Annotated in this window: 21 protein-coding genes, 1 tRNA gene and 4 pseudogenes; 10 read left to right on the plus strand and 16 right to left on the minus strand. The window is 64.4% G+C overall.

Features of this window, described 5'->3' with window-relative positions; genetic code table 11:
* Nucleotides 1–8: 8 nt before the first annotated feature.
* The 5 genes and pseudogenes from CUR85_RS01555 to CUR85_RS01575 form a co-directional block, all read right to left on the minus strand.
* Entirely contained in the window at nucleotides 9–545 is a 537-nt protein-coding gene (locus tag CUR85_RS01555) for a sarcosine oxidase subunit gamma (protein WP_067264784.1), read from the minus strand.
* Entirely contained in the window at nucleotides 538–3474 is a 2937-nt protein-coding gene (locus tag CUR85_RS01560) for a sarcosine oxidase subunit alpha family protein (RefSeq protein WP_067264782.1), read from the minus strand. Before CUR85_RS01560 ends, CUR85_RS01555 begins: the two co-directional genes overlap by 8 nt.
* Complete coding sequence (locus CUR85_RS01565; protein ID WP_067264779.1) at nucleotides 3471–3743, minus strand: sarcosine oxidase subunit delta; 273 nt, start codon at nucleotides 3741–3743, stop codon at nucleotides 3471–3473. The genes CUR85_RS01560 and CUR85_RS01565 overlap by 4 nt, the downstream gene beginning before the upstream one ends.
* A gap of 12 nt (nucleotides 3744–3755) precedes the next feature.
* Nucleotides 3756–5008 (minus strand): annotated as a pseudogene (locus CUR85_RS01570) (sarcosine oxidase subunit beta family protein).
* A gap of 152 nt (nucleotides 5009–5160) precedes the next feature.
* Nucleotides 5161–6591 (minus strand): Glu/Leu/Phe/Val family dehydrogenase, encoded by a 1431-nt coding sequence (locus CUR85_RS01575; protein WP_067264775.1) that lies wholly within the window; start codon nucleotides 6589–6591, stop codon nucleotides 5161–5163.
* 346 nt (nucleotides 6592–6937) lie between these two features.
* Here CUR85_RS01575 and CUR85_RS01580 point away from each other — a divergent pair, with 346 nt between their 5' ends.
* The 4 genes from CUR85_RS01580 to CUR85_RS01595 are packed head-to-tail and all read left to right on the plus strand — an operon-like array spanning nucleotide 6938 to nucleotide 9451.
* Nucleotides 6938–7090, plus strand: a complete 153-nt coding sequence (locus CUR85_RS01580; RefSeq protein ID WP_280321233.1) for a hypothetical protein — start codon at nucleotides 6938–6940, stop codon at nucleotides 7088–7090.
* Nucleotides 7090–8367 carry a vWA domain-containing protein gene (locus tag CUR85_RS01585; RefSeq protein WP_280321235.1) on the plus strand — a complete coding sequence of 426 codons (1278 nt, stop codon included), beginning with the start codon at nucleotides 7090–7092 and terminating at the stop codon, nucleotides 8365–8367. The genes CUR85_RS01580 and CUR85_RS01585 overlap by 1 nt, the downstream gene beginning before the upstream one ends.
* Entirely contained in the window at nucleotides 8364–8903 is a 540-nt protein-coding gene (locus CUR85_RS01590) for a TadE/TadG family type IV pilus assembly protein (RefSeq protein WP_067264772.1), read from the plus strand. Before CUR85_RS01585 ends, CUR85_RS01590 begins: the two co-directional genes overlap by 4 nt.
* Nucleotides 8903–9451 carry a TadE/TadG family type IV pilus assembly protein gene (locus tag CUR85_RS01595; protein WP_067264770.1) on the plus strand — a complete coding sequence of 183 codons (549 nt, stop codon included), beginning with the start codon at nucleotides 8903–8905 and terminating at the stop codon, nucleotides 9449–9451. The genes CUR85_RS01590 and CUR85_RS01595 overlap by 1 nt, the downstream gene beginning before the upstream one ends.
* On the opposite strand, the gene CUR85_RS01600 is transcribed toward CUR85_RS01595, so the two are convergent.
* The 5 genes and pseudogenes from CUR85_RS01600 to CUR85_RS01620 all read right to left on the minus strand — a co-directional run bounded on the left by CUR85_RS01600 (nucleotide 9448) and on the right by CUR85_RS01620 (nucleotide 12199).
* A complete protein-coding gene (locus CUR85_RS01600) occupies nucleotides 9448–9954 on the minus strand; it encodes a hypothetical protein (RefSeq protein ID WP_067264764.1) in 507 nt (168 codons plus the stop codon). The genes CUR85_RS01595 and CUR85_RS01600 overlap by 4 nt on opposite strands.
* 122 nt (nucleotides 9955–10076) lie before the next feature.
* Nucleotides 10077–10595 (minus strand): periplasmic heavy metal sensor, encoded by a 519-nt coding sequence (locus CUR85_RS01605; RefSeq protein ID WP_067264761.1) that lies wholly within the window; start codon nucleotides 10593–10595, stop codon nucleotides 10077–10079.
* 1 nt (nucleotide 10596) lies between these two features.
* Nucleotides 10597–10953 carry a hypothetical protein gene (locus CUR85_RS01610; protein ID WP_067264757.1) on the minus strand — a complete coding sequence of 119 codons (357 nt, stop codon included), beginning with the start codon at nucleotides 10951–10953 and terminating at the stop codon, nucleotides 10597–10599.
* A pseudogene (locus tag CUR85_RS01615) lies at nucleotides 10946–11541 on the minus strand (RNA polymerase sigma factor). Before CUR85_RS01615 ends, CUR85_RS01610 begins: the two are co-directional and overlap by 8 nt.
* A 46-nt stretch (nucleotides 11542–11587) precedes the next feature.
* Nucleotides 11588–12199, minus strand: coding sequence for a calcium sensor EFh (locus CUR85_RS01620; RefSeq protein ID WP_067264749.1), 612 nt, complete (start codon nucleotides 12197–12199; stop codon nucleotides 11588–11590).
* A 217-nt stretch (nucleotides 12200–12416) separates the two neighbouring features.
* Here CUR85_RS01620 and CUR85_RS01625 point away from each other — a divergent pair, with 217 nt between their 5' ends.
* Nucleotides 12417–12833 carry a DUF983 domain-containing protein gene (locus CUR85_RS01625; protein ID WP_067264746.1) on the plus strand — a complete coding sequence of 139 codons (417 nt, stop codon included), beginning with the start codon at nucleotides 12417–12419 and terminating at the stop codon, nucleotides 12831–12833.
* A gap of 42 nt (nucleotides 12834–12875) precedes the next feature.
* Nucleotides 12876–13570: pseudogene (locus CUR85_RS01630) on the plus strand (NUDIX hydrolase).
* Here CUR85_RS01630 and CUR85_RS01635 read toward each other — a convergent pair.
* The 3 genes from CUR85_RS01635 to CUR85_RS01645 are packed head-to-tail and all read right to left on the minus strand — an operon-like array spanning nucleotide 13567 to nucleotide 16116.
* On the minus strand, nucleotides 13567–14487 hold the full coding sequence (locus CUR85_RS01635) for a DMT family transporter (RefSeq protein WP_067264741.1): 921 nt from the start codon (nucleotides 14485–14487) through the stop codon (nucleotides 13567–13569). The pseudogene CUR85_RS01630 and the gene CUR85_RS01635 sit on opposite strands and share 4 nt — an antisense overlap.
* A 40-nt stretch (nucleotides 14488–14527) precedes the next feature.
* Complete coding sequence (locus tag CUR85_RS01640) at nucleotides 14528–15034, minus strand: lipocalin family protein (RefSeq protein ID WP_082852069.1); 507 nt, start codon at nucleotides 15032–15034, stop codon at nucleotides 14528–14530.
* 38 nt (nucleotides 15035–15072) lie between these two features.
* Nucleotides 15073–16116, minus strand: a complete 1044-nt coding sequence (locus CUR85_RS01645) for an aldo/keto reductase (RefSeq protein WP_067267477.1) — start codon at nucleotides 16114–16116, stop codon at nucleotides 15073–15075.
* Nucleotides 16117–16270: 154 nt separating this feature from the next.
* Here CUR85_RS01645 and CUR85_RS01650 point away from each other — a divergent pair.
* Nucleotides 16271–17493: pseudogene (locus tag CUR85_RS01650) on the plus strand (MFS transporter).
* A gap of 70 nt (nucleotides 17494–17563) precedes the next feature.
* Nucleotides 17564–19276 carry a methionine--tRNA ligase gene (metG, locus tag CUR85_RS01655; protein ID WP_067267481.1) on the plus strand — a complete coding sequence of 571 codons (1713 nt, stop codon included), beginning with the start codon at nucleotides 17564–17566 and terminating at the stop codon, nucleotides 19274–19276.
* 66 nt (nucleotides 19277–19342) lie between these two features.
* On the opposite strand, the gene CUR85_RS01660 is transcribed toward metG, so the two are convergent.
* The gene (locus CUR85_RS01660; protein WP_067267482.1) at nucleotides 19343–19789 is read right to left on the minus strand and encodes a PAS domain-containing protein; all 447 of its coding nucleotides are present in this window, start codon (nucleotides 19787–19789) and stop codon (nucleotides 19343–19345) included.
* Nucleotides 19790–20244: 455 nt separating this feature from the next.
* On the opposite strand from CUR85_RS01660, the gene CUR85_RS01665 reads away from it, so the two are divergent.
* Nucleotides 20245–21786, plus strand: a complete 1542-nt coding sequence (locus CUR85_RS01665; protein ID WP_067267483.1) for an MHYT domain-containing protein — start codon at nucleotides 20245–20247, stop codon at nucleotides 21784–21786.
* Nucleotides 21787–21800: 14 nt separating this feature from the next.
* Here CUR85_RS01665 and CUR85_RS01670 read toward each other — a convergent pair.
* Nucleotides 21801–21887: transfer RNA gene (locus tag CUR85_RS01670), tRNA-Leu, on the minus strand.
* 78 nt (nucleotides 21888–21965) lie between these two features.
* Nucleotides 21966–22442: an Lrp/AsnC family transcriptional regulator gene (locus CUR85_RS01675; protein ID WP_067267484.1), complete on the minus strand. Its 477-nt coding sequence runs from the start codon at nucleotides 22440–22442 to the stop codon at nucleotides 21966–21968.
* A gap of 107 nt (nucleotides 22443–22549) precedes the next feature.
* Between CUR85_RS01675 and putA the strand changes: the two genes are divergently transcribed.
* Nucleotides 22550–25966 (plus strand): bifunctional proline dehydrogenase/L-glutamate gamma-semialdehyde dehydrogenase PutA, encoded by a 3417-nt coding sequence (gene putA / locus CUR85_RS01680; RefSeq protein ID WP_067267486.1) that lies wholly within the window; start codon nucleotides 22550–22552, stop codon nucleotides 25964–25966.
* Nucleotides 25967–25984: the final 18 nt, after the last annotated feature.

The following is a 25984-nucleotide window of genomic DNA, read 5'->3' on the forward strand; positions in this document are numbered from 1 at the left end:
CGGACAACCTAGCGCCGCGATGCCACCGCTTCCATAGCGCGGCGCAACTCCTGCACCAAAGTGGCGGCCATCGACCGATAGACCATCAACAAGAAGCCGGTGTCGGTGCGGGTGATCGCGCCGGGCATGTCGCGCAAGGGGCTGCGCAGAGTCTGACCGGGTTTGAAGGCCGCCGCGCGCAGGTCCACCGGGGCCAGCCGCGCCAGCACATCTTCGGCCCCCGGCCCCTGCAACTCCGCCACTGCCCATCCGTCCGAGACATCGACAAGGGCTGCATGTTCCGCCAGCGCCTCATCCGGTGCGGGCCCGACAAGCAGCGCCTCTTCCCGGCCAAACCAAAGGCATCGGACATCGCCCTTAGCGGTGCTCTGAAGCGGCTCCGGCAGGGCAACCCCATGGGCGGCCTCTAGCGTGTCCGACAGGCCAGCCGGATCAAACACGCCCAGCACGGTCAACTGGCCCAGATCGCGGGCCGCCATCGTCATGTCACTGATGTGCAGCGGGAGCAGATCGCCAAAGGGTGTTTGCGCTTTCAATTCAACCACGGGTCCGCCCTCCTTCAGGGTCCACAAAGACCGGGTCGCAGATCTCCACCTCCGCCTCGATTTCGCGCAGATGGTCGACCATGCGCATCACTTCCCCATGCCGTGCGCGGCCCCGGGTGACGAAGCCCAGCCCGATAAAAGTGCCAACATCTGGCGAAAAGCCGACCGAGGTCGTATGGCCTTGCGCATTCTCGCGGCTGGCCTCGGCCCCGGCCTCGAACAGAAACGCCCCTGCCGTAAGTTGTTTCACCGCGCCGACGGGCCGCAGCCCGACCAGTTGCGCGCGGTTTGGGTCGCGCAGGCCGGGGCGTTCGGACATGGTCTTGCCGATGCAATCCTTAGCATCCGACAGCATCCGCCCCATGCCGATATCCTCTGCCGTGGCGCGGCCGTCGATCTCTGCATGGGTGATATGGCCCTTTTCCAACCGCAGCACGTTGAGCGCCTCCATCCCATAGGCGCCGCCCTCCAACGCCTCGGCCCGCGCGACCAGCAGGTCGAACAGCGCCGCGCCATAGCGCGCGGGTGCGGCGATCTCATAGGCATGTTCGCCGGAGAAGGAGATGCGGAACAGCCGTGCCGCCACCCCGCCGAGCCGCACATCGCCGCAGGCCATGAAGGGGAAGCTCTCATTGTTGATCGGCTGCTCCAGCAGCCCGTTCAGCAATTCACGAGACTTCGGCCCTGCCACGGCGAATTGCGCCCATTGTTCGGTGACCGAAGACAGATGCACCTGCCATTCGGGGTGCAGACATTGCGTGACGAATTCCAGATGGCGCATCACCTCACCGGCAGCGCCGGTGGTGGTGGTCATCAGGTAATGCGCCTCGCTCAAGCGCGCGCAGGTGCCATCGTCCATGACGAAACCATCCTCGCGCAGCATCAGACCATAGCGCACCCTACCGACCTTCAAGGTGCTGAACTTGTTCGTATAAACCAGATCGAGCAGCTTGGCCGCATCCGGCCCCTGAATGTCCATTTTGCCTAAGGTCGAGACATCGCAGATGCCCACCGTCTTGCGGACAAAGCCGATCTCGCGGTCGCAGGACTGACGCCAATTGCGCTCCTGCCCGCGCGGGAAATAACTGGGGCGATACCACAGCCCCGCCTCCACCATCGGGGCGTTCATGGCAAGGCTGGCCGCGTGGCTGGTGGTCAGCCGTTCGGGCGCAAAGCCCTTGCCCTGCCCGCCCGCGCCCATCGCTGCAATCGCAACCGGGGTATAGGGCGGGCGGAAGGTGGTCGTCCCCGTCTCGGCAATGCCGCGCCCGGTGGCATCGGCCAGCACCGCCAGCGCCGCCACGTTGGAGTTCTTGCCCTGATCGGGGGCCATGCCTTGGGTCGTGTAGCGCTTCATATGCTCGACCGAGCGGAAGCTCTCTGCCGCCGCCTGCTGCACGTCCTTCACACAGACATCGTTCTGGAAATCCAGCCACGCGCGGCCCTTGCCCGGCACTGCCCAAAGCGGGGCAAGGCGGTAGGGCGCGTCATCGGCTTGCGGCAGATCGATGGGCACTGGCTTGCGGCCCAAAGCCGCCAGCGCGTCCCCTGCCGCCGCCACACCCGCCGCAAGGCAGCCGTGGGTCGAGAAACTGCCGTTGCAGGCCCCCGCCGCATGCATCCCCGGCACCACGCCGGGGGTCGGTACAAAGGCGTGGATCTCGGGCGACCACGTCGGTCGCCCGTTCATATGGCAGGTGAGATGCAGCGATGGGTTCCAACCGCCCGACATGGCCAGACAATCGGCCTGTATCTTATGCACGCCCCCGGCGGTGCGGATCGACACCGCCTCCAACTCCTTGCCGCCCGAGGTGTTGCAGACCACCGCCCCGCTCAGCACCGGGAAATCCGCGCCATCGCGGCTGATCCCCTCGCGACTGTCGATCAGTGCGGCCACATGCACGCCTGCCGCGGCCAGATCGCGGGCCGTGCGATGGGCGTCGTCGTTATTGCCGAAAACCGCGACCTGCTTGCCCGGCGCCACGCCCCAACGGTTGAGATAGGCGCGCACCGCGCCCGCGGTCATAATGCCCGGGCGGTCGTTGTTGGCGAAGGCCACGGGGCGCTCCAAAGCACCTGCCGCGAGGATGGATTGCTTGGCTGCGATGCGCCAGAAACACTCAAGCGGCGCGCCCTCGCCCCGCCGTGCGCGGTGTTGGTTGACCCGTTCCAACGCGCCGAACATGCCGCCGTCATAGGCGCCGGTCACCGTCGTGCGCGGCATCAGCCGCACATTGTCCATCGCCGCGAGTTCCGCGACCACGCCCACCGCCCATGCATGGCCCAGCTCACCTTCGACACGCTCGTTCTCGGCATTCAGCCGCCCGCCCATCAGCGCATCTTCGTCGGCGAGGATCACATCCGCCCCCGCCCGCGCCGCCACCAGCGCCGCCATCAGACCCGCCGGGCCTGCGCCGATCACCAAGAGATCGCAAAAGGCATAGGCTTTCTCATAGGCGTCCGCATTGGGCTGGCGGCTCAGCCGCCCGAGCCCTGCGGCACGGCGGATCACCGGCTCATAGACGCGCCGCCAAAAATTGCGCGGCCACATGAAGGTCTTGTAATAGAACCCCGCCCCGAGGAACGGCGACGCCAGATCGTTCACCGCCATGAGGTCAAGATCGAGGCTCGGCCAAGCGTTTTGGCTGCGCACCTGCAAACCTTCGTAAATCTCTTGCATGGTGGCGCGGACATTGGGCTCTGACGCGGGGCCGACGCCGGTGGTCACCAGCGCGTTCGGCTCTTCGCTGCCCGCGCTCAGCACCCCGCGCGGGCGGTGGTATTTGAACGACCGCCCCATCAGCCGCTGCCCATTCGCCAGCATGGCCGAGGCGACCGTATCGCCCGCAAAGCCCCCGTAGCGCCGCCCGTCGAAGGTAAAGCTGACCGGCGTCTCCCGGTCGATCAATCCGCGCCCTGCAATCCTCATGCCATGGCCCTTTTCACATCCGATGCCAATTCCACCGCCCGCACCGCATGGGTCACCGTATCGCGGGTGACGACAAGCCACGCCCCGCAGCCGGTCTCATGCTGCCACAGGTCGCGGGTCTCTCCCGCAGGGTTGTCGCGCAGGTGCAGATAGGCGTCCCAGTCCTCATCCGAGGCATCGGGCGCAGGCCGGGCCAAGGCGATGGCATCGCCGCGATAATAGAACTCCCGCCGATCCCGGCTGCCGCAGATGGGGCATTCAATCCGCATATTGGCCCTCCCTCAGTGCAAGTTGTGCTGAGACCCGGTGGCCTCTTCATCCATCAGGCCTTCGCCCGAACGGAACCGGTCGAGCCTGAAGCCCGCCGCCGTCTCATGGGGCTGCCCGGTGGCCATCAAATGCGCCAGCGCATAGCCCGAGGCAGGCACCGCCTTGAAGCCGCCGTAGCACCAGCCGCAGTCGACGAACAAACCCTCGGTCTCGGTCTTGTCGATGATCGGGCTGCCATCGGGCGTCATGTCCATGATCCCACCCCAAGAGCGCAGCACGCGGGCCTTGCCGATCATCGGCATCAGGGTCATCCCCGCCTCCATCACATGTTCCATCATCGGCAGGTTGCCGCGCTGCGCGTAGGAGGCATAGAAATCCAGATCGCCACCAAAGACCAAACCGCCCTTGTCGGACTGGCTGATATAGAAGTGCCCCATGCCAAAGCTGATCACATGGTCGATCACGGGCTTTAACCCTTCGGAGACGAAGGCCTGCAAAACATGGCTCTCAATCGGCAGGCGCATCCCGGCCATCGCCGCCACCTGCCCCGAGCGCCCTGCCGTGACGATCGCCACCTTCTTGGCCCGGATCGCCCCGCGCGTGGTCTGCACGCCGCGCACGCGGCCGTTCTCGATGTCGATGCCGGTGACTTCGCATTGTTGGATCAGATCGACGCCGCGCTGGTCCGCGCCGCGCGCATAGCCCCAAGCCACCGCATCGTGGCGCGCGGTGCCCCCGCGCCGGTGCAGCAACCCGCCGTGGATGGGAAAGCGCCCGTTGTCGTAATCCAGATAGGGCAGCAGTTTGCGCAGGCCGTCGCGGTCGAGCAGTTCCGCATCGTCGCCTTGGTTGATCATCGCATTGCCGCGCCGGGCCGAGGCATCGCGCTGCGCGTCGGAGTGAAACAGGGTGATCACGCCGCGCTGGCTGAACATCACGTTATAGTTCAACTCCTCCGACAGCCCCTCCCAGAGTTTCAGCGAATGGCTGTAGAACTCGGAATTGCCGGGCAGAAAGTAATTGCCGCGCACGACGGTCGTGTTGCGCCCGACGTTCCCCCGCCGAGGTAGCCTTTTTCAAGCACCGCGATATTCGTCATGCCGTGGTTCTTGGCGAGGTAGTAAGCCGTGCTCAACCCATGCCCGCCGCCGCCGATGATCACCGCGTCATATTCCGCTTGCGGCTCTGGATCGCGCCATTGCGCCGTCCAACCCCGATTGCCGGTCAAGCCTTCGCGCAACACCCGCAGTCCTGAAAATCGCATCTTTCGCCTCCCCCGGTCTTGGCGCAGTCAAGCAACTTGGGGCGCAAGTATCAATGACCGAAAACGCCTCTCGCTCCCCCTCGGCCCCCAGACGGCAAAAAGGGGCGCAGGACGCCCCTTTTTCGGTCACTTCAAGAGAGGCGATACGCCCCTCAAAGCCCCTTGGCGTGATAGCTCGCCGCGACCTTTTCGATTGAGACGAGATAGGCCGCCGTGCGCAGATCATCGACATCGTCGCGGCTGTGCCAGACATGGGCCATCGCCTCATAGGCCGTGCGCATCGTGTCATCGAGACCGGAGCGGACCAATTCCAACTCCCCCGCACCGCGCAGGTACTTCTCTTTGAAGTCGGGGCTCAGCGTCCAGCCAAGGTCCTTATCCGCGCTCAGCCGCTCAAGCTCATCCACCACCAGTTGGTGACGTGATTCCTCGGCACGGCGCTGCATGCGGCCAAAGCGGATGTGGCTGAGGTTCTTGACCCACTCGAAGTAAGAGACCGTCACACCGCCTGCGTTGGCATACATATCAGGCACGATCACCGTGCCCTTCTTGCGCAGCACCTCATCCGCCCCGGCGGTCACCGGACCGTTCGCGGCTTCGATGATCAGGGGCGCTTGGATACGCTCGGCATTGGTGAGGTTGATCACCCCCTCCAGCGCGGCGGGGATCAGGATATCGCAATCCGCTTCCAGAAACTTGGCGCCATCCTCTTCGAACTTCGCATCGGCATAGCCTTTGATCGTGCCATGCCTTTCGATCCACTTATGCACCGCCTCGACGTTCAGCCCGTCTTCGCTGTGCAGCGCACCGTCGCGTTCGATGATCGCGGTGATCTTCGCGCCATCTTCTTCGCTGAGGAACTTGGCGGCGTGATAGCCCACGTTGCCGAGACCCTGAATGATGACCCGCTTGCCGTCGAGCTTGCCGGAAAGGCCCGCTTTCTTCAGGCCCTCGGGATCGCGGAAGAAGGCTTGCAGCGCATATTGCACGCCCCGGCCTGTCGCCTCGGTCCGGCCTTGGATGCCGCCCGCGTTGATCGGCTTGCCGGTGACACAGGCCACACCGTTGATGTCGGTGGTGTTCATGCGTTTGTACTGGTCCGCGATCCAAGCCATCTCACGCTCGCCGGTGCCCATGTCGGGGGCGGGCACGTTCTGCGCGGGGTGGATCATGTCGCGTTTGATCAGCTCATAGGCGAAACGCCGGGTGATCAGTTCAAGCTCATGTTCATCGTATTCGCGCGGATCGATGCAGAGCCCGCCTTTGGAGCCGCCAAAGGGCGCTTCTACCAGCGCGCATTTATAGGTCATCAGCGCGGCCAGCGCTTCGACCTCGTTCTGGTTCACGGCCATGGAATAGCGGATACCGCCCTTCACAGGCTCCATATGTTCGGAATGGACCGAACGGTAGCCGGTGAACGTATGCATCCGGCCCCGCAGACGCACGCCGAAACGCACCGTGTAGGTGGCGTTGCAAACGCGGATTTTCTCTTCGAGACCGGGCGGCAAATCCATTAGCGCGACCGCGCGATTGAACATCAGGTCCACACTGTCGCGGAAACTCGGCTCATTGGCTGGATTCATCGGTCTCTCCTCTTCTTGTCCGGTCGCGGTCCCTTTGTTTGCGGGCGCGACTCATCTGGCTGCCCTAGGGGCATGCAGTCGCACCGTAGGACGCCTCATAGCGGGGCGCGACCCAATTCCTCGCGATTTGCGAAACTTTATCAACCGTGGGTAGGGGCGGCCCGCGCCACCCTCCCCGCCCGGTGGAAATCGGCCGAAAATGCCCCCGAAAACCGGCCCCAAGCGCCGCCTATTGCCCCAGACGCGCCAAACTCTGGACACTTTCCCGCAGCACAACAGGGCAAGGCAAATGCCGCCCATTCCCTTTGGCGCCCGCAGGACGCCACAGGAAGAGAGGTTGATGACAATGCGCGATAGCACTCACAGTTCGGAAAATCCCCCGCAGCCCCTGCCCGCGCTGCTGCGCCGCTTCGCGCGCGAAGAAGACGGGCTGGTCACGGTCTTTGCCATTCTGATGATCCTGCTGATGATCCTCATGGGGGCATCGGCGTGGACCTGATGCGCCATGAACGCGAACGCGCGAGGGTGCAGGCCGTGGCTGACCGCGCCGTGCTGGCGGCGGCGGACCTTGACCAAACGCTCAGCCCCGAGGCCGTGGCCCGCGATTATTTCGACAAGGCGGGGCTGGCCGAATATGTATCCAGCGTGACGGTCGACGAAGGGTTGAACTACCGCCGCGTCACCGTCGATGCCTCGCGCACGCTCAACACGATGTTCATGAGCAAGTTCGGCCAAGACCGGCTGCATGTCCCTGCCAAATCCACGGCGGAGGAAAAGGTGAACAAGGTCGAGATTTCCATGGTGCTCGATATCTCCGGCTCCATGCGGGAGAACGGCAAAATGGCCAACCTCCATGACGCGAGCGATGCCTTCATCGACACCGTGCTGAAGCCCGAAAACGCGGACCTGATCTCAATCTCCGTCGTGCCCTATACCGCGCAGGTCAACGTCGGGAAGGACATCATGGATGAGTTGAACGTCACCCAGCTGCATTCCTTCTCCCATTGCGTTGATTTCGACGACAGCGAGTTTGACCTCACCGCCATCAGCCAGACCCGCAGCTATGAGCATATGCAGCACTTCGAGGCGGGCTATAGCTGGAACGGTTATCACCGCGACAACACCGGCCGTTATGACAACATCTACAACCCCGGCTGCCCGAAGCAGGATTACGAAGAAGTCGCGCCCTATTCGCAGAACGCCGCCGCGCTGAAAGCCCGGATTTCCAATTTCCAGCCCCGCGCGAACACCGCCATTCATCTGGGCATGAAATGGGGCGTGGCGCTGCTCGACCCGTCCTTCCGCGCGATCAATCAAGCCATCGGCGGCGATGCGGCTTTCCAAGGGCGCCCGGCTGACTACGGCGATATCGACACGCTGAAAACGGTGATCCTGATGACCGACGGGGTGAACGTGACCACCCGCCGGATCAACCGCCAAGTCTATGCCAACCGGGACCACTACCGCCATTGGAGCGATTACCCCTTCTACTGGTGGCTGAACCGCAATGTCCGCTCAAGCGAGCGTCACCGCTGGTATTGGACGAAATACAGCGCATCGCAGGCCGATACCCTGCTCGACAACATCTGCGATGCGGCCAAGGCCAAGGGCATCGTAATCTGGTCGATCGGCTTTGAAGTGACCGACCATGGTGCATCGGTGATGAAGAACTGCGCCTCCTCCGACAGCCATTTCTTCCGCGTCGAAGGGGTGGAAATCGTCAGCGCATTCGAGGCCATCGCCCGCCAGATCAACCAGTTGAGGCTGACGCAATGATACAGCGCTACATCAAAGCATGGCGCCGGTTTCGGGGCGATGAAGATGGCTCGGCCATGTTGATGGAATTCGCCATCCTGTCGCCGCTCCTGTTCGGCTGCCTGCTCATGTCTGTTGAGATGAGCTTTTACGCCATCCGCCACATGTTCCTTGACCGGGGGCTCGACATGACGGTGCGCTACATCCGGCTGAACACCAATACCCCGATGACGCATCAGACCATCAAGGACAAAATCTGCGAGGCCGCGATCTTTTTGGATGACTGTGAAGAGACCCTGCGCCTTGAGATGATCCGCGTGGACCCGCGCAATTTCGCCAGTTTCGACCAGTCGCCCGATTGCGTCGACACTTCCGAAGACCCCAGACCGGTGCGCGGCTGGACCCTTGGGGTCGAGCATCAATTGATGCTGCTGCGCGCCTGCGCGCGGTTTGAGCCCTTCTTTCCGACCACCGGCCTTGGCTATGCCCTTGAGAAAGACGGCGCAGGCCGTGTTTCCATGGTCTCAAGCGCGGCCTTCGTACAGGAGCCGAATTAATGCGCGCTCTCCGCAGTTTGCTGGCCCAGTTCAAAGGGCGCGAAGACGGCTCCATCGCCGTTGAGACGGTGATCATGTTGCCGCTGATGTTCTGGGCCTATTTGGCCATGTATTCGACCTTTGACACCTTCCGGATGTACAACCTTAACCAGACGGCGGCCTATACCGTAGGCGATGCCATCTCGCGCGAGACGCAGGCGATTGACGCGGATTATCTGCGCGGGATGCAACAGCTTTTCGAGTATCTCACCCGCGGCACCGGGCAAACGGCCCTTCGGGTCAGCTCAATCTGGTATGATCAGGCAAACGACCGCTACCACGCGGATTGGTCGCAGGTGCGCGGAACGGTCCAGCCATTGACCAGCGACGATGTGCGCAATTGGCATGACAAGCTGCCCGTCATGCCCAACAACGAACGCGTCACGCTGGTTGAGACATGGCGTGACTTCGAGCCGCTGTTCAAAACCGGGTTGGAGCGGCGCGACATTCACAACTTCGTCTTCACCCGCCCGCGCTATGCGCCACGCACGGTCTGGTCGGACGGTTAAGCGGCCTCACGCTCGGCCAGTTTGGCGCGGATGATCTCGGCGATGAGCTTGGTTTCATTGGCCGGGGTCATGCCGCCCACGCCGATCCGGCGGCCAAGGCTCCACCACAGGCCCAAGCGCCAGCCTCGCGCCACGCGGCGGTTGGTCTTGAGCAGGAAACCGTTCGAGGGTTTGACCGCAAACGCACCCTGATCAATGCGCGCGATCTCGTCCATGCGGACGATCACCCGGCCATCTGCATCGCGCAGCGCCTCTTCGGTCAGTTCCACCGCGCTGGCGGTGGCGCGGCGCATCACCTCGGCAATCGCGATAAAGCCCAGCCCCATCAATACCAGCACGGTCTGCCAGACCGGATCGGGCGAGCGGGTTAGCGCGGAGTAGATCAGCAACAGCCCCAGCCCCGCCAGTGACAACAGCCCCACCGCCCGCCGCGCGGGTGACGCCTTGGCCGTGGCCAGCACGGTTTCCGCGCCGCTGTGGATGCTGTGAGGGGTATCGGTCATGGGCCGGGCTTTCTAAGAGGCAAGAGGTCGGTTAACGCCGCCCCCTGCCGGGGTCATTCGCCCTCGGCCTAGCCCGCCGTCCGGCAAAGGGCAAGACCGGGCAGCGGCGGCGCCCGGCCAGCTCACCGTTCGGGCTTGCCGTCGCGTTTGCCTTTCTTGCGCGGCGGCCCCGCTTCCAGCCGCTGTTGCAACTTGTCGGCATAGTCTTGACGGGCGGCGGCATCCATCGCGCTGACCTCGGCCAACCAAGCGTCATGGGCGACCTGCTGAACACCCGCGGCGGCCTGCCCTTGGGCGGCGAGCACCGCGGCGGCCACATCCGCCTGAAACGGCTCGGCCCGAAGCGCGGCAAGCATTTCGTCGTAAAGCGCGCGCCGCGCTTCCCGGTCGAGGTGATGCGCCTTGCCGCTGGCGCGCATTTTGCCGTGCAACCCGCGCCGCGCCTCTGGCGGCAGCGCCTGCACATAGGGCGAGGCATAGCTGCGCAACCCCGGCAAATCACCCCCGCCATGCGGCCCCGGCCCGCCGTGACGCCACATCGCCCCGCCAAGCGCGCCGAGGATCATCACGTTCAGCGCAAGCGACAGGCCAAGGGCCACCCGCATGAGGCGCCTGCGCCGCGGTGTCGGATCCTGTGTCATCTCAACTTTCCTCCATGTCCCAGCCAAATCCACCGAATTCGCTGCCCGTGTCAGCCGCCGTGAGGTCCGAGGTCTCGGTCTCCCATGTGCCGGTCACGAACTGCCCGGCCAAATCCGGCATGCCCTCGGGCGGTGCCACGCCGACCCAAACCCCGACAGCCGCGGCAGTGGCAAGACCGCTCAGCCCCGCCGCACCGCCCAAAAGTTGCCAGAGCGCTTGATGCCACGGCTGGCGCGGCGCTTTGGGCATATGCGCTTCGGCATCGGCCAGAACGCGCGCCTGCAAACCGGCCGAGACCTGTGGCGGATTGGCCCGTGCTGCGGCAAAGAAATCTTCCAGATCGTCGACGTCACTCATTTTCAAACCCCAATGCGTCCCGTTGTGCCGACAGTTGCGCGGCCAATGCCCGTTTGCCCCGCGCGGTCAGGCTTTCCACCGCTTCGACCCCGATGCCCAGCACCTCGGCGATCTCGGGATTGGCCATACCGTCGATATGGCGCAACACCACCGCTTGCCGCTGGCGGTCGGGCAAAGTGGCCAGCGCCTGTTGCAGCGCGTCCACACGGGCGGCCTGCTGCATCTGCTGCGCGGCACCGGGGGTCGGATCGGCAGGTTCCGCCACATCATCGAGCCCGGACACCCCCGCCCCCGGCGGCGCAGACGATCGGTGCAGAGGTTAGCCACGACACGGTAGAGCCAAGTGGTCACCTTGGCTTCGCCCCTGCGCCACTTCGGCGCCTGACGCCAAAGCCGCAGCATCGCCTCTTGGGCCACATCCTCGGCCTCGGCCCGGTCACCGAGCACCCGCAGCGCATGGCCGTGGAGGCGCGGCACCAGCCGCGCGGTCAGCAACCGCGCCGCCGCCGCATCGCCATTGGCATAGCGTTGCAACAACTCGGCATCCGCATCTTGCTGCGCGTTGGGCAAATCCTGCATCCCGTCCATGGCTAAGGTCCGGGCGCGCCATGATCAAGCGCGCCCGAGGCTTCATTTAATCGCGCTGCGGCTTGTCATGGTCCATTTTGTCACCCTTGTGGTGCCGTTTGCCATGCATTTTTTTCGCCGCTTCGAACTCTTCGGCGCTGACGCTGCCGTTGCCGTCTTTGTCCAGACGCTCGAACATCTTGGCCGGATCGTGGCGCTGCGTCATCTCTTCCATCGAGAGTTTGCCGTCGTCATTGGCGTCCATACGCTCGATCATGCGGGCGCCCTTGTCACCGCCCTTATGACCGTGCTTGCCGCCCTCTTTGCCGCCGCGCTTGCCACCGTGTTTATCGCCCATGGCTTCCAATTCGGAAGCGTCGAGGCTGCCGTTGCCATCGGTGTCGAAACGCTCAACCATCTTGGCGGCGCGATCGGCGCGGCGTGCATCGCCTGCGGCCTTCAGCTCTTCGCCGGTCACGAAACCGTCGCCATCGGCATCAACCTTGGCAAAACGCGCCTCGGCATGGGCCTGAAACTCTGCCTGCGTGATCGCACCGTTGCCATCTGCGTCAAGCTGCTGGAACCGGTCCTGCCCGCTTGGCTGGGCGGTGGCGGCCACGGCACCCACGGCCAACAATCCGCTGAGGGCTGCGATCTTCATATTGGTACGAATGGTCATCTTGATACTCCTCGTTTTTTAAAGATCGTCTCACGCTTTTGCGCCGCGATCACAGGGTCAAACGGCGGGGCCCGAAACTTCCGTCGCAGGTTTTCAAACTTTTTTCGAGAAAATCGGCCAAGCCCCACCCTGCGCGACATGGCGCCGCAACGGCAACCTCCGGTCTTTTCATTTCACGCCCCAGACTGCATCTATCCCTCAACCAGAGGATCGCCCCATGTCACAAACCCAGCAATTGTCCCCCGACACCGCAGAGACCGACGCCAGCGAAGAGCGGCCCCGCCTGCCTGCCATGCTGCGCGGCTGGCGTGGCAAATGCCCCTCCTGCGGGGGCGGAGAGCTGCTGCATGGCTATCTGAAGGTAAACGACGACTGCGCGGTCTGCCGTCAGGAGTTCCACCACCACCGCGCCGATGACGGCCCGGCCTATCTGACGATTCTGTTGGTCGGTCACCTTTTGGCACCGGGGCTGCACATCGCCTATGTTGTCTGGCGGCCCGAACCTCTGACCCTGTTCACCATTTTTGCGGTTGGCTGCACGGCGCTGTCGCTTTACCTTCTGCCCAGACTGAAGGGGGCCATGATCGGCTTTCAATGGGCCAAAAGGATGGGCGGCTTCGGCCGGTCAAGCTAAGGCGGCCTGCCCTTCGGCCCCTGACTGCCGGAGCGCTACCGCATGACCATCGACAAGACCAAAATCCGCAACGCCGCCACGGTGATCGTGCTGCGCGACCGCCATGAGACCCCGCATATCCTGATGGGCCAACGCGGGGCCAAGGCGGCCTTCATGCCGAATAAATTCGTCTTTCCCGGCGGGGCGGTGGACGCGGGTGATGCCGATGTGCCCCTTGCCGCACCGGTGAACGCGCTTTGCCACGGCAGGCTCTGCGATGATGCCGAGCCGTCGCTCGCCCATGCCATCGCCGTTGCCGCCATTCGTGAACTTTGGGAAGAGACCGGTCTGGTGCTGGGCCGCAAGGGCGCATGGCAGGGGATGTGCCGCCCGACTGGCAGAGCTTTGCCGCCACGGGCCATTTGCCCGATGCCTCTGCCCTGCAATTCGTGTTTCGCGCCCTGACCCCGCCGGGCCGCCCACGCCGCTTCGACGCGCGGTTCTTTCTGGTGGATGCCGACGACATCGCCAGCGACCCCGATGATTTCGATGCCGCCTGTGATGAGCTGTCACATCTGCAATGGGTGCCGCTGAGCCGGGCGCGGTCTTTCGACATGCCCTTCATCACCGAGGTCGTATTGGCCGAGGTCGCCGCCCGGGCGCGCGACACCAGCCCGCCTGCCTCGGTCCCGTTTTTCAAGAACAACGACGAAGAAAGCCTGTTCCTGCGTCTGCATGGCCGCCCGATGACGGGCTAGGTCACCAAAACCAGCATCAGGATCGAGACCGCCAGCACCGCCATGCCAGCCCACTCCCGGCGCGAAATTCGCTCGCGAAAGAACAGGGTCGTGGCCGCGATGCTCAGCATCAGTTCCACCTGCCCCAAGGCTTTCACATAGGCCGCGTTTTGCAAGGTGAAGGCGATGAACCAACAGAGCGACCCGCCCATCGAGGTCAGACCGATCCAAACCGCCACCCGCCGCGCGGCCCAGACCCGGCGCATTTGCCCCGGTTCGCGCAGGCGCAGCCAAAGGGCCATGATCAGCGTCTGCATCAGCACCACCGCCGCCAGCGTCACCCCTGCCCGCAACAGCGGATCGCCCGAGGCCACGGCGAGCGAGGCGCCGCGATAACAGACCGCCGAGATCGCGAAGAGAAAACCCGAGGCGATGCCCAGCCCCGCCGCACGGTTGCGCAGATCGCTAAGGCGCAGCCCCTGCGCCTCGGCCCCGCCGGACAGAAGCAGCAGCCCCAGCACGCCAAGGGCGATGGCCGCAAAGCCCGCGCCCGAGACGCCCTCGCCCAGCACGATCCAGCCCATCAGAACGGTCTGAATCACCTCGGTCTTCTTGAAAGTGATGCCCACGGCGAAATTGCGCTGCTTGAACAACAGCACCACGCAGACCGTCGCCATGATCTGCGCCGTGCCGCCCATCGCCCCGTACAGCCAGAAGCCCGCCCCAAGCGGCGGCACCCCCTGCCCGCTCAGCGCCAGATAGAGCGGCAGCAACAGCGCCACGAAGGGCGCGGAATAGAGAAACCGCGAAAAGGTCGCCCCGCCTGCCGAAAGCGTATCGGTCGCCAGATGTTTTTGCAGCATGAAGCGCCCGGTCTGAAAGACGGCGGCGGCGAGGGTGACGAGGATCCACAGATCGGGGGCGAAAGCACTGTCCATAACAGCCTATAGGCCGAAGGCGGGCGGCAGGGCCAGTGCCTTAGGGTCTCATCTCTAGGGCCCCGAGGTCATAGCCGTTGAAGGCCAAGATCTCCTGCGCGGCGGCGATCCGGTCCGCCCCGCCTGTCGCCTGACGGTCGAGGATCCAGCCATATCCGCCATCGGGGCTGCCGATGACCGCCGTGCGGAAGCCTTCGTCGACCCAAAGCACCCAGAAAGGCCGCTCGGCCCCGCCGACGGCGGCTCGCATCATGTAACGGCCCGGCCCCTCTGCGCTCAGCGCCCAAAGGGTGCGGGTGTTGCGGCATCCGGCGCTGTCGCAGGTCTGGCGCTGTTCGATCAGGGTCGGCCCTTCCGGCGCGAAGGTCACGGCCTTCAGGTCGGCGTCACCGGGGAATGCCGCCCGGACCTGCCACTCGCCGCCAAAACGCGCCGCGTCATAGCGGCTGGTGGCCCCGATCAAAGCCTCCGCATCGCGAAACCCGGTCTGCGCGGGCGGCGCCTCGCCGCCGCTACACGCCGCGAGGGCGCCCAACAGCAGCAACATGCCCCCCCGCCGCGCCAAATGCATCCCGAAGCGGGCCATCAATAGGGCATCGGATGGGCTTTATGCGCCGCGTCGAGATCGGCCATCACCTCATCGCTCAAGGTCAGCTCCGCCCCGCCAAGCGCCACGTCAAGCTGCTCAAGGCTGGTCGCGCCAAAGATGACCGAGCCCATGAAGGGCCGTGTCGCACACCATGCCAGCGCCATCTGCACCGGATCGAGCCCATGTTTCTCAGCTACATTGAGATAGGCCGCGACCGCCTCAAAGGCGCGGGGGGTGACCCGACCGCCCAGATCTTCGTTCAGCGACAGGCGCGACCCGGCGGGGATCTTCCCGCCCTGATATTTCCCGGTCAGCAACCCCGCGGCCAGCGGAGAGAAGGCCAGCATGTCAATCTGCTCATTGACGCAGGTCTCGGACACATCGGTATCGGCCAGTCGGCACATCAGCGAATATTCGTTCTGCACCGAGATCGGGCGCGGCCCGCCCACCCGTTCGGCCACGGCGGCCCATTGGGTCAGCCCCCAAGCGCTTTCGTTGCTAAGGCCGAAGGCGCGGATCGTCCCGCGTTCGACCTCACGTTGCAGCACGCCAAGCGTGTCTTCCATATGCGCAATGGTCTCGGCCCGGTTCTGGTTCGACGGGTCGTAGTGCCAATTCTTGCGGAACATATAGCTGCCGCGGTTGGGCCAGTGGAATTGATAAAGGTCGATGTAATCCGTCTGCAAGCGCTTCAGCGAACCTTCGATGGCGCCGGGGATCGTGTCGGAGGAAATCGGCGCACCCTCGCGGGCGTGCTGCATCCCCTCGCCGGAGTGTTTGCTGGCCAGAACCACCTCGTCCCGCCGCTTGTCGCGGGCGAACCACTGGCCGATGATCTCTTCCGTCCGGCCAATCGTCTCGGCGCTGATCGGGTTCACGGGGTACATCTCGGCGGTGTCGATGAAGTTGATCCCGGCCTCCAGCGCGCGGTCGATCTGCGCATGGCCCTCCTCGGCGGTGTTCTGGGTGCCCCATGTCATGGAGCCCAAACAGAAATGCGAGACCTCGATATCGCTAGAGCCGAGCTTTTTCATCTTCATCTTTTGGTCCTCGCTTGTGTTTTGCCCGCAACCTAGCCGCCTGCCCGGCCTTCGCAAGGGCAATTGGCCCGCGCCGATCCTAGCACCCCGACAAAAGCGCGGCCTCGGTGCTTTCGGCCTTCCGTTTGGGCAGCAATGGACGCAATCTGCGCCCATGCGCCTGCTCATATCCTTCGCCGCCCTGTTCTTCTCGGTCATCCTTCTGCAACTCTCCACCGGGGGTGTGGGGCCGATCGACGTGTTGTCAGGCGCGCAGCTTGGGTTCAGCCGACAGGAAATCGGTATGCTCGGCTCGGCCCATTTTCTGGGGTTCTTCATCGGCTGCTGGTGGGCGCCTCGGTTGATGGGCAGCGTCGGCCACAGCCGCGCCTTTGCCGCCTTCACCGCCGCCGGATCAATCGGCCTGATGGCGCATATGATGGTGGTGGACCCTTACGCATGGGGGCTGATGCGTGTCGCGTCAGGCATGTGCGTGGCGGGCTGCTATACGGTGATCGAAGCATGGATGCAGGCCAAGGTCACCAATGAGACCCGCGGGCGCACCATGGGCGTTTACCGGGTGGTGGACATGAGCGGCTCGCTCGCCGCGCAGTTGATCGTGGGCGTGCTCGCCCCGGCGTCTTACGTCTCTTACAACCTGCTGGCCATCGGCTGCTGTGCTGCCCTCTTGCCGCTGACGCTGACCAAGGTCCGCCCGCCCGAAACGCCCAGCCAGCCACGGCTGCGCCCACGCCTCGCCTTTGACCGCTCACCGCTGGCGGCGGCGGGGGTCATCGTGGCCGCCGTCTCCAGCGCGTCTTTCCGCATGGTCGGGCCGATCTACGGTCAAGAAGTCGGCCTCAGCGCGCCGCAAATCGCGTGGTTCCTTGCCGCCTTCGTGCTGGGCGGTGCGCTTGCGCAATACCCCATGGGGATGCTGGCCGATAAGTTCGACCGCCGCTGGGTGCTGATCTGGCTCTCGGTCGCTGCGATGGGCGGCTGTGCGGTCACCGTGATGGGCGCGGGCTATGGCACGGCGGGGATCATGCTCTCGGCCGGGCTTTTCGGCGCCACGACCTTTCCGATCTATTCGGTCTCTGCCGCCCATGCCCATGACTTTGCCAGTTCCGACGAGCGGGTAGAGCTTTCCGCCGCCCTGATGTTCTTTTTCGCTCTGGGTGCCATCGGCGCGCCCTATCTCGCCTCGGTCCTGATCGACAATTTCGGCGCGGCGGCGCTTTTCGCGATGATCGCGGCGGCGCATGGGGGTTGGTGGTCTTTGGCCTTGCCCGGATGCGCGCGCGCCCCACCTTGGCCGAGCGGACGCCCTACGTCTACGCGCCACGGACCAGCTTTCTCATCGGGCGGCTCTTGGGCCGCGCGCGGGACCGCGACTGACCGGTCCCGTCTTTTGCTGGAACTGGCGCAGCCCTTGCGATAAGGCTGCGCCAAGCACGGGAATATTTATATGACACGCCACCTCATCACCTCCGCCATCCCCTATATCAACGGGATCAAACATCTGGGTAACCTCGTGGGCAGCCAGCTGCCTGCGGACCTCTACGCGCGCTATCAGCGTGGCCGGGGGCAGGATGTTCTGTTCCTCTGCGCCACGGACGAGCACGGCACCCCCGCCGAGCTTGCCGCCGCGAAAGCGGGCAAACCGGTCGATGAATATTGCGCCGAGATGTATGAAACACAGGCCCGCATCGCCGAAGGGTTCGGCCTGTCCTTCGATCACTTTGGCCGCTCGTCCAGCCCGCAGAACCGCAAGCTCACGCAGCATTTCGCAGGCGCGCTGGCCGACCGCGGGCTGATCGAAGAGGTCTCCCAACGGCAGATTTATTCGCCGACCGACGGGCGCTTCCTGCCCGACCGCTATGTCGAGGGCACCTGCCCCAACTGCGGCTTCGAGGATGCGCGCGGCGATCAATGCGACAATTGCACCAAGCAACTCGACCCCGAGGACCTGATCAACCCGCGCTCGACGATCTCGGGCGCCACTGATCTGGAGATGCGCGAGACGAAGCACCTGTTCCTCAAGCAAAGCCAACTCAAGGACGAGCTCGACGCTTGGATCGACAGCAAGACCGACTGGCCCGTGCTGACCACCTCCATCGCCAAGAAATGGCTGCATGACGGCGACGGGCTGCAAGACCGTGGCATCACCCGCGACCTGAGCTGGGGCGTGCCGGTGAAACGCGGCGATCAGGATTGGCCGGGCATGGAAGGCAAGGTCTTTTACGTCTGGTTCGACGCGCCCATCGAATACATCGCCTGCGCGCAGGAATGGGTCGATGCGGGCAAAGGCGTCGATTGGGAAAGCTGGTGGCGCACCGACCGCGGCGCCGAAGACGTGCGCTACACCCAGTTCATGGGCAAGGACAATGTCCCCTTCCACACGCTCAGCTTCCCCGCCACGATCAAGGGCTCGGGCGAGCCGTGGAAGCTGGTGGATTACATCAAGTCCTTCAATTACCTCAATTATGACGGCGGTCAGTTCTCCACCTCGCGTGGGCGCGGCGTCTTCATGGATCAGGCGTTGGAAATCCTGCCGGCGGATTACTGGCGCTGGTGGCTCTTGAGCCATGCGCCTGAGACCTCGGATGCCGAATTCACTTGGGAAAATTTCCAAGCCTCGGTGAACAAGGATTTGGCCGACGTACTGGGCAATTTCGTCAGCCGGATCACCAAGTTCTGCCGCTCCAAATTCGGCGAAGCGGTGCCCGAGGCCGGCGAATACGGCGAGGCGGAACAGGCGCTGATCGAAGACATCACCGCCCGCGTCGCCCGTTACGAGACGCTGATGGAGGCGATGGAGGTCCGCAAGTCCGCCGCCGAACTGCGCGGCATCTGGGCGGCGGGCAACGAATATCTGCAAGCCCAAGCGCCTTGGACCACCTTCAAGACCGACCCCGACCGCGCGGCGGCGCAGGTGCGGCTGGCGCTGAACCTGATCCCGCTCTACGCCGTGCTTTCCGCACCCTTCATCCCCACGGCCTCGGCCTCGATGCTGGCGGCGATGAAGGTCGAAGACATGCCCTGGCCCGACGATGTGCCCGCGGCCTTGGGCAAGCTTGCCCCCGGCCACGGCTTTGAAGTGCCCGAAGTGCTTTTTGCCAAGATCAGCGATGAGGACCGCGAAAGCTGGGCCGAACGTTTCGCCGGTAAGCGCGACTGATCAGAAATGTAGGAACAGCGGCGCGGGTTGTGCGCCGCTGTTTCGTTCTACGGCGAAGGCGCTCGGCTAACCGCTCCGCGCGCGCTTTCCGCCTGAGACCGCGCGCACCGGCCCCACGCCATTCGCCGCCGCTTCGACACCCCGAAACCGGACGCCATGCCGCCGCCCCTCGGGATCCCGCTCCGCCGTGAGCCAGCCGTGGACAATGCGGGCCGTCTCTTCCCCCGGGTGCATCTGAAAGCCGCCCTGCGGCGCCAGCCCCTCAAGCGCCTGCGCCCAAAGCGTGCCGATCTCAGCCCCATCGCAGAGCCGCGGCCCGAACAGATCGCTGATATGCTGCCCGATCAGGCAATCCCCCAGCCCATAGGTGACACCGCAGGCCGCCTCATTGGCATGGCAAACGCGCCCATCGGGAGAGAATACCACGTCGATTTCGGCCATATCGGCCTTGACCGGGGATAGGATGGCCTCACCCGCGGCCCCCTTCCCGCCCGCGGGGCCGGGAGAGGGCACAAGCGCTCCGCGAAGCCCTCCCTTGGGCCGACCATCAAGGTTCTGCCTAAACATGCGCCGCTCTGCCGCGAAAACGATGGAGATGAGCGGGAGTTGCCCTGAGGTAAGGCTGTCCTCCCCAGCAGCGGTATCTCCGTCTGACATGCTCACCCTCTCACGCGGCCCGTCGAGCCTTGCCGCGCCGCACCACCCAACGGAGCCCAGCATCCGAGCAACATAGCCCCGCAGGCAAAAAACCATGCGCCGTAAGAGGTTAAACGATCGCCCTCCTTTCCCTGAACCTGCCATCTGCCGCCTCTACCTCGTCCCGCCCCACTGCCGACCTTGGGAGAGGATTAGCGGCAAGGTCTTACCACGGAGTTAAAAAATGTAGGCACAGTGTGAACTTGCGAGAGACTTATTTTCGCCCTATTCCGACAGCAATTAACCAAGTGTTAATATCAGATAGGATAAAGATGTTCCGGGTCGCCCATACAATTCATCACGATCACGACCTCGGGCTCGTGCTGCTTGCAGCACTTCTTTGTATCTTCGGCAGCTGGGTGGTGGCACGGCTCTATCGGCATGTGCTTGAACAGCCGCGTCGCCAGGCGTTGATCTGGTGCTATCTGACCGCGATGACAGCGGGGGTGACGATCTGGTGCACCCATTTCATCGCGATCCTTGCCTATCAGCTCGACGCGCCGGCGACGTTCCATTTCTCGCTCACCTTCCTGTCGCTGATCATCGCCATCGTCGGCTCGATCTTGGGCGTCGTCATCGCCGGGCTGCTCAAATCCCGACGGGCCACGGTTCTGGGCGGGACGATCTTTGGGCTGGCGATTTCGGCCATGCATTACACCGGCATGGTGGCCTATCGCGTGCAGGGCGCGATCCATTGGGACATGGGGTATCTGACCGCCTCCGTCATCATCGCGGTCGTCCTTGCAACCCTCGCGCTTGGCGCAGCGGGCCGTGGGGGCAAGGGCAGCGTGGTGTGGATGACCGCGCTTTTGGCGATGGCGATCATCCTGCTCCATTTCACCGGCATGGCTGCTTTTCAGGTCACCCCGCTGGCCGCGCAGCCGCTTTACGCCAACCCAGTTGAATATAGATTAATCGCGCTGATCATCGCCGGCACCGCCGCCATCATCGCGCTGGCCGCGCTCTTTAGCTATGTTGTCGAAAACCGCACTCGCAACGAAAGCGTCGAGGAACTGCGAAAGGCCCGCGATGCCGCCGAAAGTGCCAGCCGGGCGAAATCGGAATTCATGAGCGTGCTCAGCCACGAATTGCGCACCCCGCTGACCATCGTGATCGGCTACGCCAGCTTCCTGTCGGAACTCAAACGCCACAACCTCGCCAAGCTGGGCCCTGAGGAGCATCCCGGGTCCGAGCATTTCAGCAAAATGGGTGATCAGGCGGAACTCTACGGCCAGCGCATCAAATTCGCGGGCGGGCAATTGTTGACCATTATCAACGACATCCTCGACTATACGAATATGGAGTTGAACGACCTCGCGCTCGACAAGACGGCCTTCGACACCCGCGCGCTTTTGGAGGAAGTGGTCGAAGAGCACCACGGCGCCGCGCATGACAAGACCGCTACGCTGCATATCGACACCCCGCCGCTCACCGTCACCGCTGACCGCCGCCGCAGCCTGCAACTGCTGGGCCATATCGTCGGCAATGCGCTGAAATTCTCTAAGGCGCGGGACATCTATCTGCGCGCGCGCCTGCACGCGGGCGGGTTTGTTTTCGAGGTCGAAGACAATGGCGTCGGCATCGCCGCGCAGGATTTGGACCGCATTTTCGAGGCTTTCACCCAGATCGAAGACGCCGATGACCGCGCCGAGGGCGGCACCGGGCTGGGGCTGGCGATCTGCAAGAAACTGGCCCTTGCCCATGGCGGCGACATCACGGTCAAAAGCACGCTTGGTCAGGGCACGACCTTTACCGTCTTCATCCCCGGCGCCACGCAATTGGCAGAGCCTGCGACGCTGGCCCAAGCAAGCTAAGCCTTTGAAAACAGTGGTGCGGGCGGTGGGACTCGAACCCACACGGGGCTACGCCCCAACAGATTTTAAGTCTGGTATGTCTACCATTCCATCACGCCCGCATCGGGGCGCACAATAAGCATCACGCGGGCGGTGTAAATGGGCGAATGCCCCCGGCCCCATGGTTCTGGCACGATGCTTCAGGCCGTATCGGCCAGCATGGTTTCCTTCACCGCCTCCATCGCCACATAGGTCGAGGTGCTGGCCACATGCGGCAGGGTTGAAATCACCTCCCCCAGAAAGCGACGATATTCTGACATGTTCCGCGTGCGCACCTTGATCAGATAGTCGAAATGGCTCGCGATCATATGGGCCTGTTCGATCTCTGGCACCTTAGCCACGGCAAGGTTGAAGGCCCGCAAGGCCGCCTCGCGCGTGTCGTTCAGGCGCACCTCGACAAAGGCGACATGATCCAGCCCCAGCCGGATCGGGTCCAAAAGGGCGCGATAGCCAAGGATCACGCCGCTTTCCTCCAACCGGCGCAGACGCGCTTGGGTGGGGGATTTCGACAGGCCGATGCGGCGGGCAAGATCGGTGATGCTGATGCGCCCGTCCTCGGCCAACACCGATAGAATCGCGCTGTCGAACCGGTCCAGATTGAAAAGTTCATTTGACATGCGGTGACCCTCTCGTTCAGTCCCAACGACTATCATGACAGACATATTAAGTCGATTAGCCTGCTCAACATGCGGTATTCTGGTCCAAACATCAACTGGAGCTTGCCATGGCCCTCGATCACGCCCCCGCCCTTCGCCAAACCATCGACGCGCGCACCTATGCTGAGCCTGACGCGCTGCTGACCGAGCTCAAGGCGCAGGCCGATCTTTCGCCCGAGGACCGCGCCAAGATCACCGCCGATGCTGCGGGTCTGGTGCGTGACATCCGCGGCACCTCGGCCCCCGGCATGATGGAAGTCTTCCTTGCCGAATATGGCCTCAGCACCGAGGAAGGCGTGGCGCTGATGTGTCTCGCCGAGGCGCTGCTGCGCGTGCCGGATGCCGAGACCATCGATGCGCTGATCGAAGACAAGATCGCCCCGTCGGACTGGGGCCGCCACATGGGGCATTCGACCTCGAGCCTTGTCAACGCCTCGACATGGGCGCTGATGCTGACGGGCCGCGTGCTGGATGATGACCAGCCCGGCCCGGTGCGCCACCTGCGGGCGGCGATCAAACGTCTGGGGGAGCCGGTGATCCGCACCGCCGTCAGCCGCGCCATGCGCGAGATGGGCCGCCAGTTCGTGCTGGGCGAGGACATTCAGGCCGCGATGAAACGCGCCCGCGGCATGGAGAAGAAGGGCTTCACCTATAGCTACGACATGCTGGGCGAAGCCGCGCGGACCGAGGCCGATGCCAAACGCTATCACCTCAGCTATTCCCGCGCGATCTCGGCCATTGCAGATGCCTGCACCCATGACGACATCCGCAAGAACCCCGGCATTTCGGTCAAGCTCTCGGCCCTGCACCCGCGTTACGAGTTGGCGCAGGAAGAGGCCGTGATGCGCGATTTGGTGCCACGCCTCCGGGCGCTGGCGCTCTTGGCGAAATCGGCTGGCATGGGCCTCAACATCGATGCCGAGGAGGCCGACCGTTTGGCACTCTCGCTCGAGGTGATCGACACGGTGATGGGCGAGCCCGCGCTGGCCGGTTGGGACGGTTTCGGCGTGGTCGTGCAGGCCTACGGCCCGCGCGCCGGCGTGGTGATCGACACGCTTTATGACATGGCGCAGCGTCATGACCGCCGCATCATGGTGCGGCTGGTCAAGGGCGCCTATTGGGACACCGAGATCAAGCAAGCGCAGGTTGAGGGGATCGACGGTTTCCCGGTCTTCACCCGCAAGGCGGCCACGGATGTCAGCTACATCGCCAATGCCCGCAAACTCTTGGGCATGACCGACCGCATCTACCCGCAGTTCGCCACCCATAACGCCCATACCGTCGCCGCCGTGCTGCATATGGCCGACGACCCCGAGGCCTACGAGTTCCAGCGCCTGCATGGCATGGGCGAGACGCTGCATGACATCGTTATGCAGAAACACGGCACCCGCTGCCGCATCTACGCTCCCGTCGGCGCGCACCGCGATCTGCTGGCCTATCTCGTCCGGCGTCTGCTGGAGAACGGCGCGAACTCCAGCTTCGTGAACCAGATCGTTGACGAGGACGTGCCGCCAGAAGTCGTGGCCGCCGACCCCTTCGACCAACTTCAGGACAACGCCCCAACGATCCCGAAAGGGCCAGAGGTGTTCCAACCGCAGCGCGCCAATGCGCGGGGCTTCGATCTGGCGCATACTCCAACCCTCGCCGCGATCGAAGAAGCCCGCGCCCCCTTCGCGGACGCCACATGGGAAGCCGCACCGCTGCTGGCGGGCGAAGCTGCGCCCGAGGCGGATGAAACCGTCGCCAATCCCACCGGGGGTGCCTCTCCCGGCACGGTGCGCCCTGCTTCCGAGGCCGATGTGGCCACGGCGCTCGACAATGCCGCGCCTTGGGACGCCTCGCTGAACACCCGCCGCGCCACGCTTCTGCGCGCCGCCGACATGTTCGAGGACCGCTATGGCGAGATCTTTGCCATCCTTGCCCGCGAAGCCGGTAAGCAACTGCCCGACTGCGTGGCCGAGCTGCGCGAGGCGGTGGATTTCCTGCGCTACTACGCCGGTCAGGCCACCAACGAGCCGCCCGCGGACATCTTCACCTGCATCTCGCCGTGGAACTTCCCGCTGGCGATCTTCTGCGGGCAGGTCACGGCAGCATTGGCCGCAGGCAATGCCGTACTGGCCAAACCGGCCGAACAAACCCCGCTGATCGCACAGCTTGCCGTCAAGGTGCTGCACGAGGCCGGCGTGCCGCGCGCGGCGCTGCAACTGCTGCCGGGCGGCGGCGAGGTGGGCGCGGCACTCACGGGCGACGCCCGCGTCAACGGCGTGGCCTTCACCGGCTCCACCGCCACCGCCCTGCGCATCCGCGCCAACATGGCCGAACACTGCGCCCCCGGCACCCCGCTGATTGCCGAGACCGGCGGTCTTAACGCCATGATCGTCGACAGCACCGCCCTGCCCGAGCAGGCCGTGCAGGCGATCGTCGAAAGCGCCTTCCAGTCCGCGGGCCAGCGCTGCTCCGCCGTGCGCTGCCTCTACGTGCAAGAGGACATCGCCGAGGACCTGATCACCATGCTCAAGGGCGCAATGCAGGCGCTGCGCATGGGCGATCCGTGGCATCTGTCGACCGACGTGGGCCCCGTCATCGATAATGCCGCGCGCCAGACCATCGTCGATCATGTCGAGGCCGCCCGCGCGGAGGGCCGGCTGATCGCCGAATTGAAAGCGCCCGAAGGCGGCACTTTCGTCGGCCCCGCGATCCTGCGGGTGAACGGCATCAGCGACATGAAGCGGGAAATCTTCGGCCCCGTGCTGCATGTGGCGACCTTCAAGAGCCATGAGCTCGACGCCGTGATCGACGCGATCAATGCAACCGGCTACGGCCTCACCTTCGGCCTGCACACGCGGATCGACGACCGGGTGCAGCATGTCTCGGAGCGGATCGAGGCGGGCAATATCTATGTGAACCGCAACCAGATCGGCGCCATCGTCGGCAGCCAGCCCTTCGGTGGCGAGGGGCTTTCGGGCACCGGGCCGAAGGCGGGCGGGCCGAACTATCTGGAGCGTTTCGCGGCGCCCGACCATCAGGAGGCCGCGGGCACATGGGACAACGCGCAGCAGAGCCTGCCCGACCTCCCCGCGCATCCCTCCACCGTGCTTGAAACCCAGTCGATGCCCGGGCCGACCGGCGAGAGCAACCGCCTCTCCACTCTGCCCCGCCCCGCGCTTCTCTGCATGGGACCGGGGGCCGAGGCGGCCACGGCGCAGGCCAAGGCCGTGCGCGCCCTCGGCGGTGTCGCGGTTGAGGCCACAGGCCGCATCGACCCCGAAGGGCTCACCACCGGCCCGGCCTATGGCGGCGTGCTCTGGTGGGGCGATGAGGAGACGGCGCGGCAGATCGACAAGGCGCTGGCGGCCCGCGAGGGGGCGATCATCCCGCTTCTGCGCGGCAAGCCCGACACCGCGCGCGTCCGCGCCGAGCGCCATGTCTGTGTTGACACCACCGCCTCGGGCGGCAATGCACAGCTCTTGGGAATGATGGCCTGAACGGGCCGCGCAATGAGG

This window comes from Sulfitobacter faviae (assembly GCF_029870955.1).
In the GTDB taxonomy this organism is placed as follows: Bacteria; Pseudomonadota; Alphaproteobacteria; order Rhodobacterales; family Rhodobacteraceae; genus Sulfitobacter; species Sulfitobacter faviae.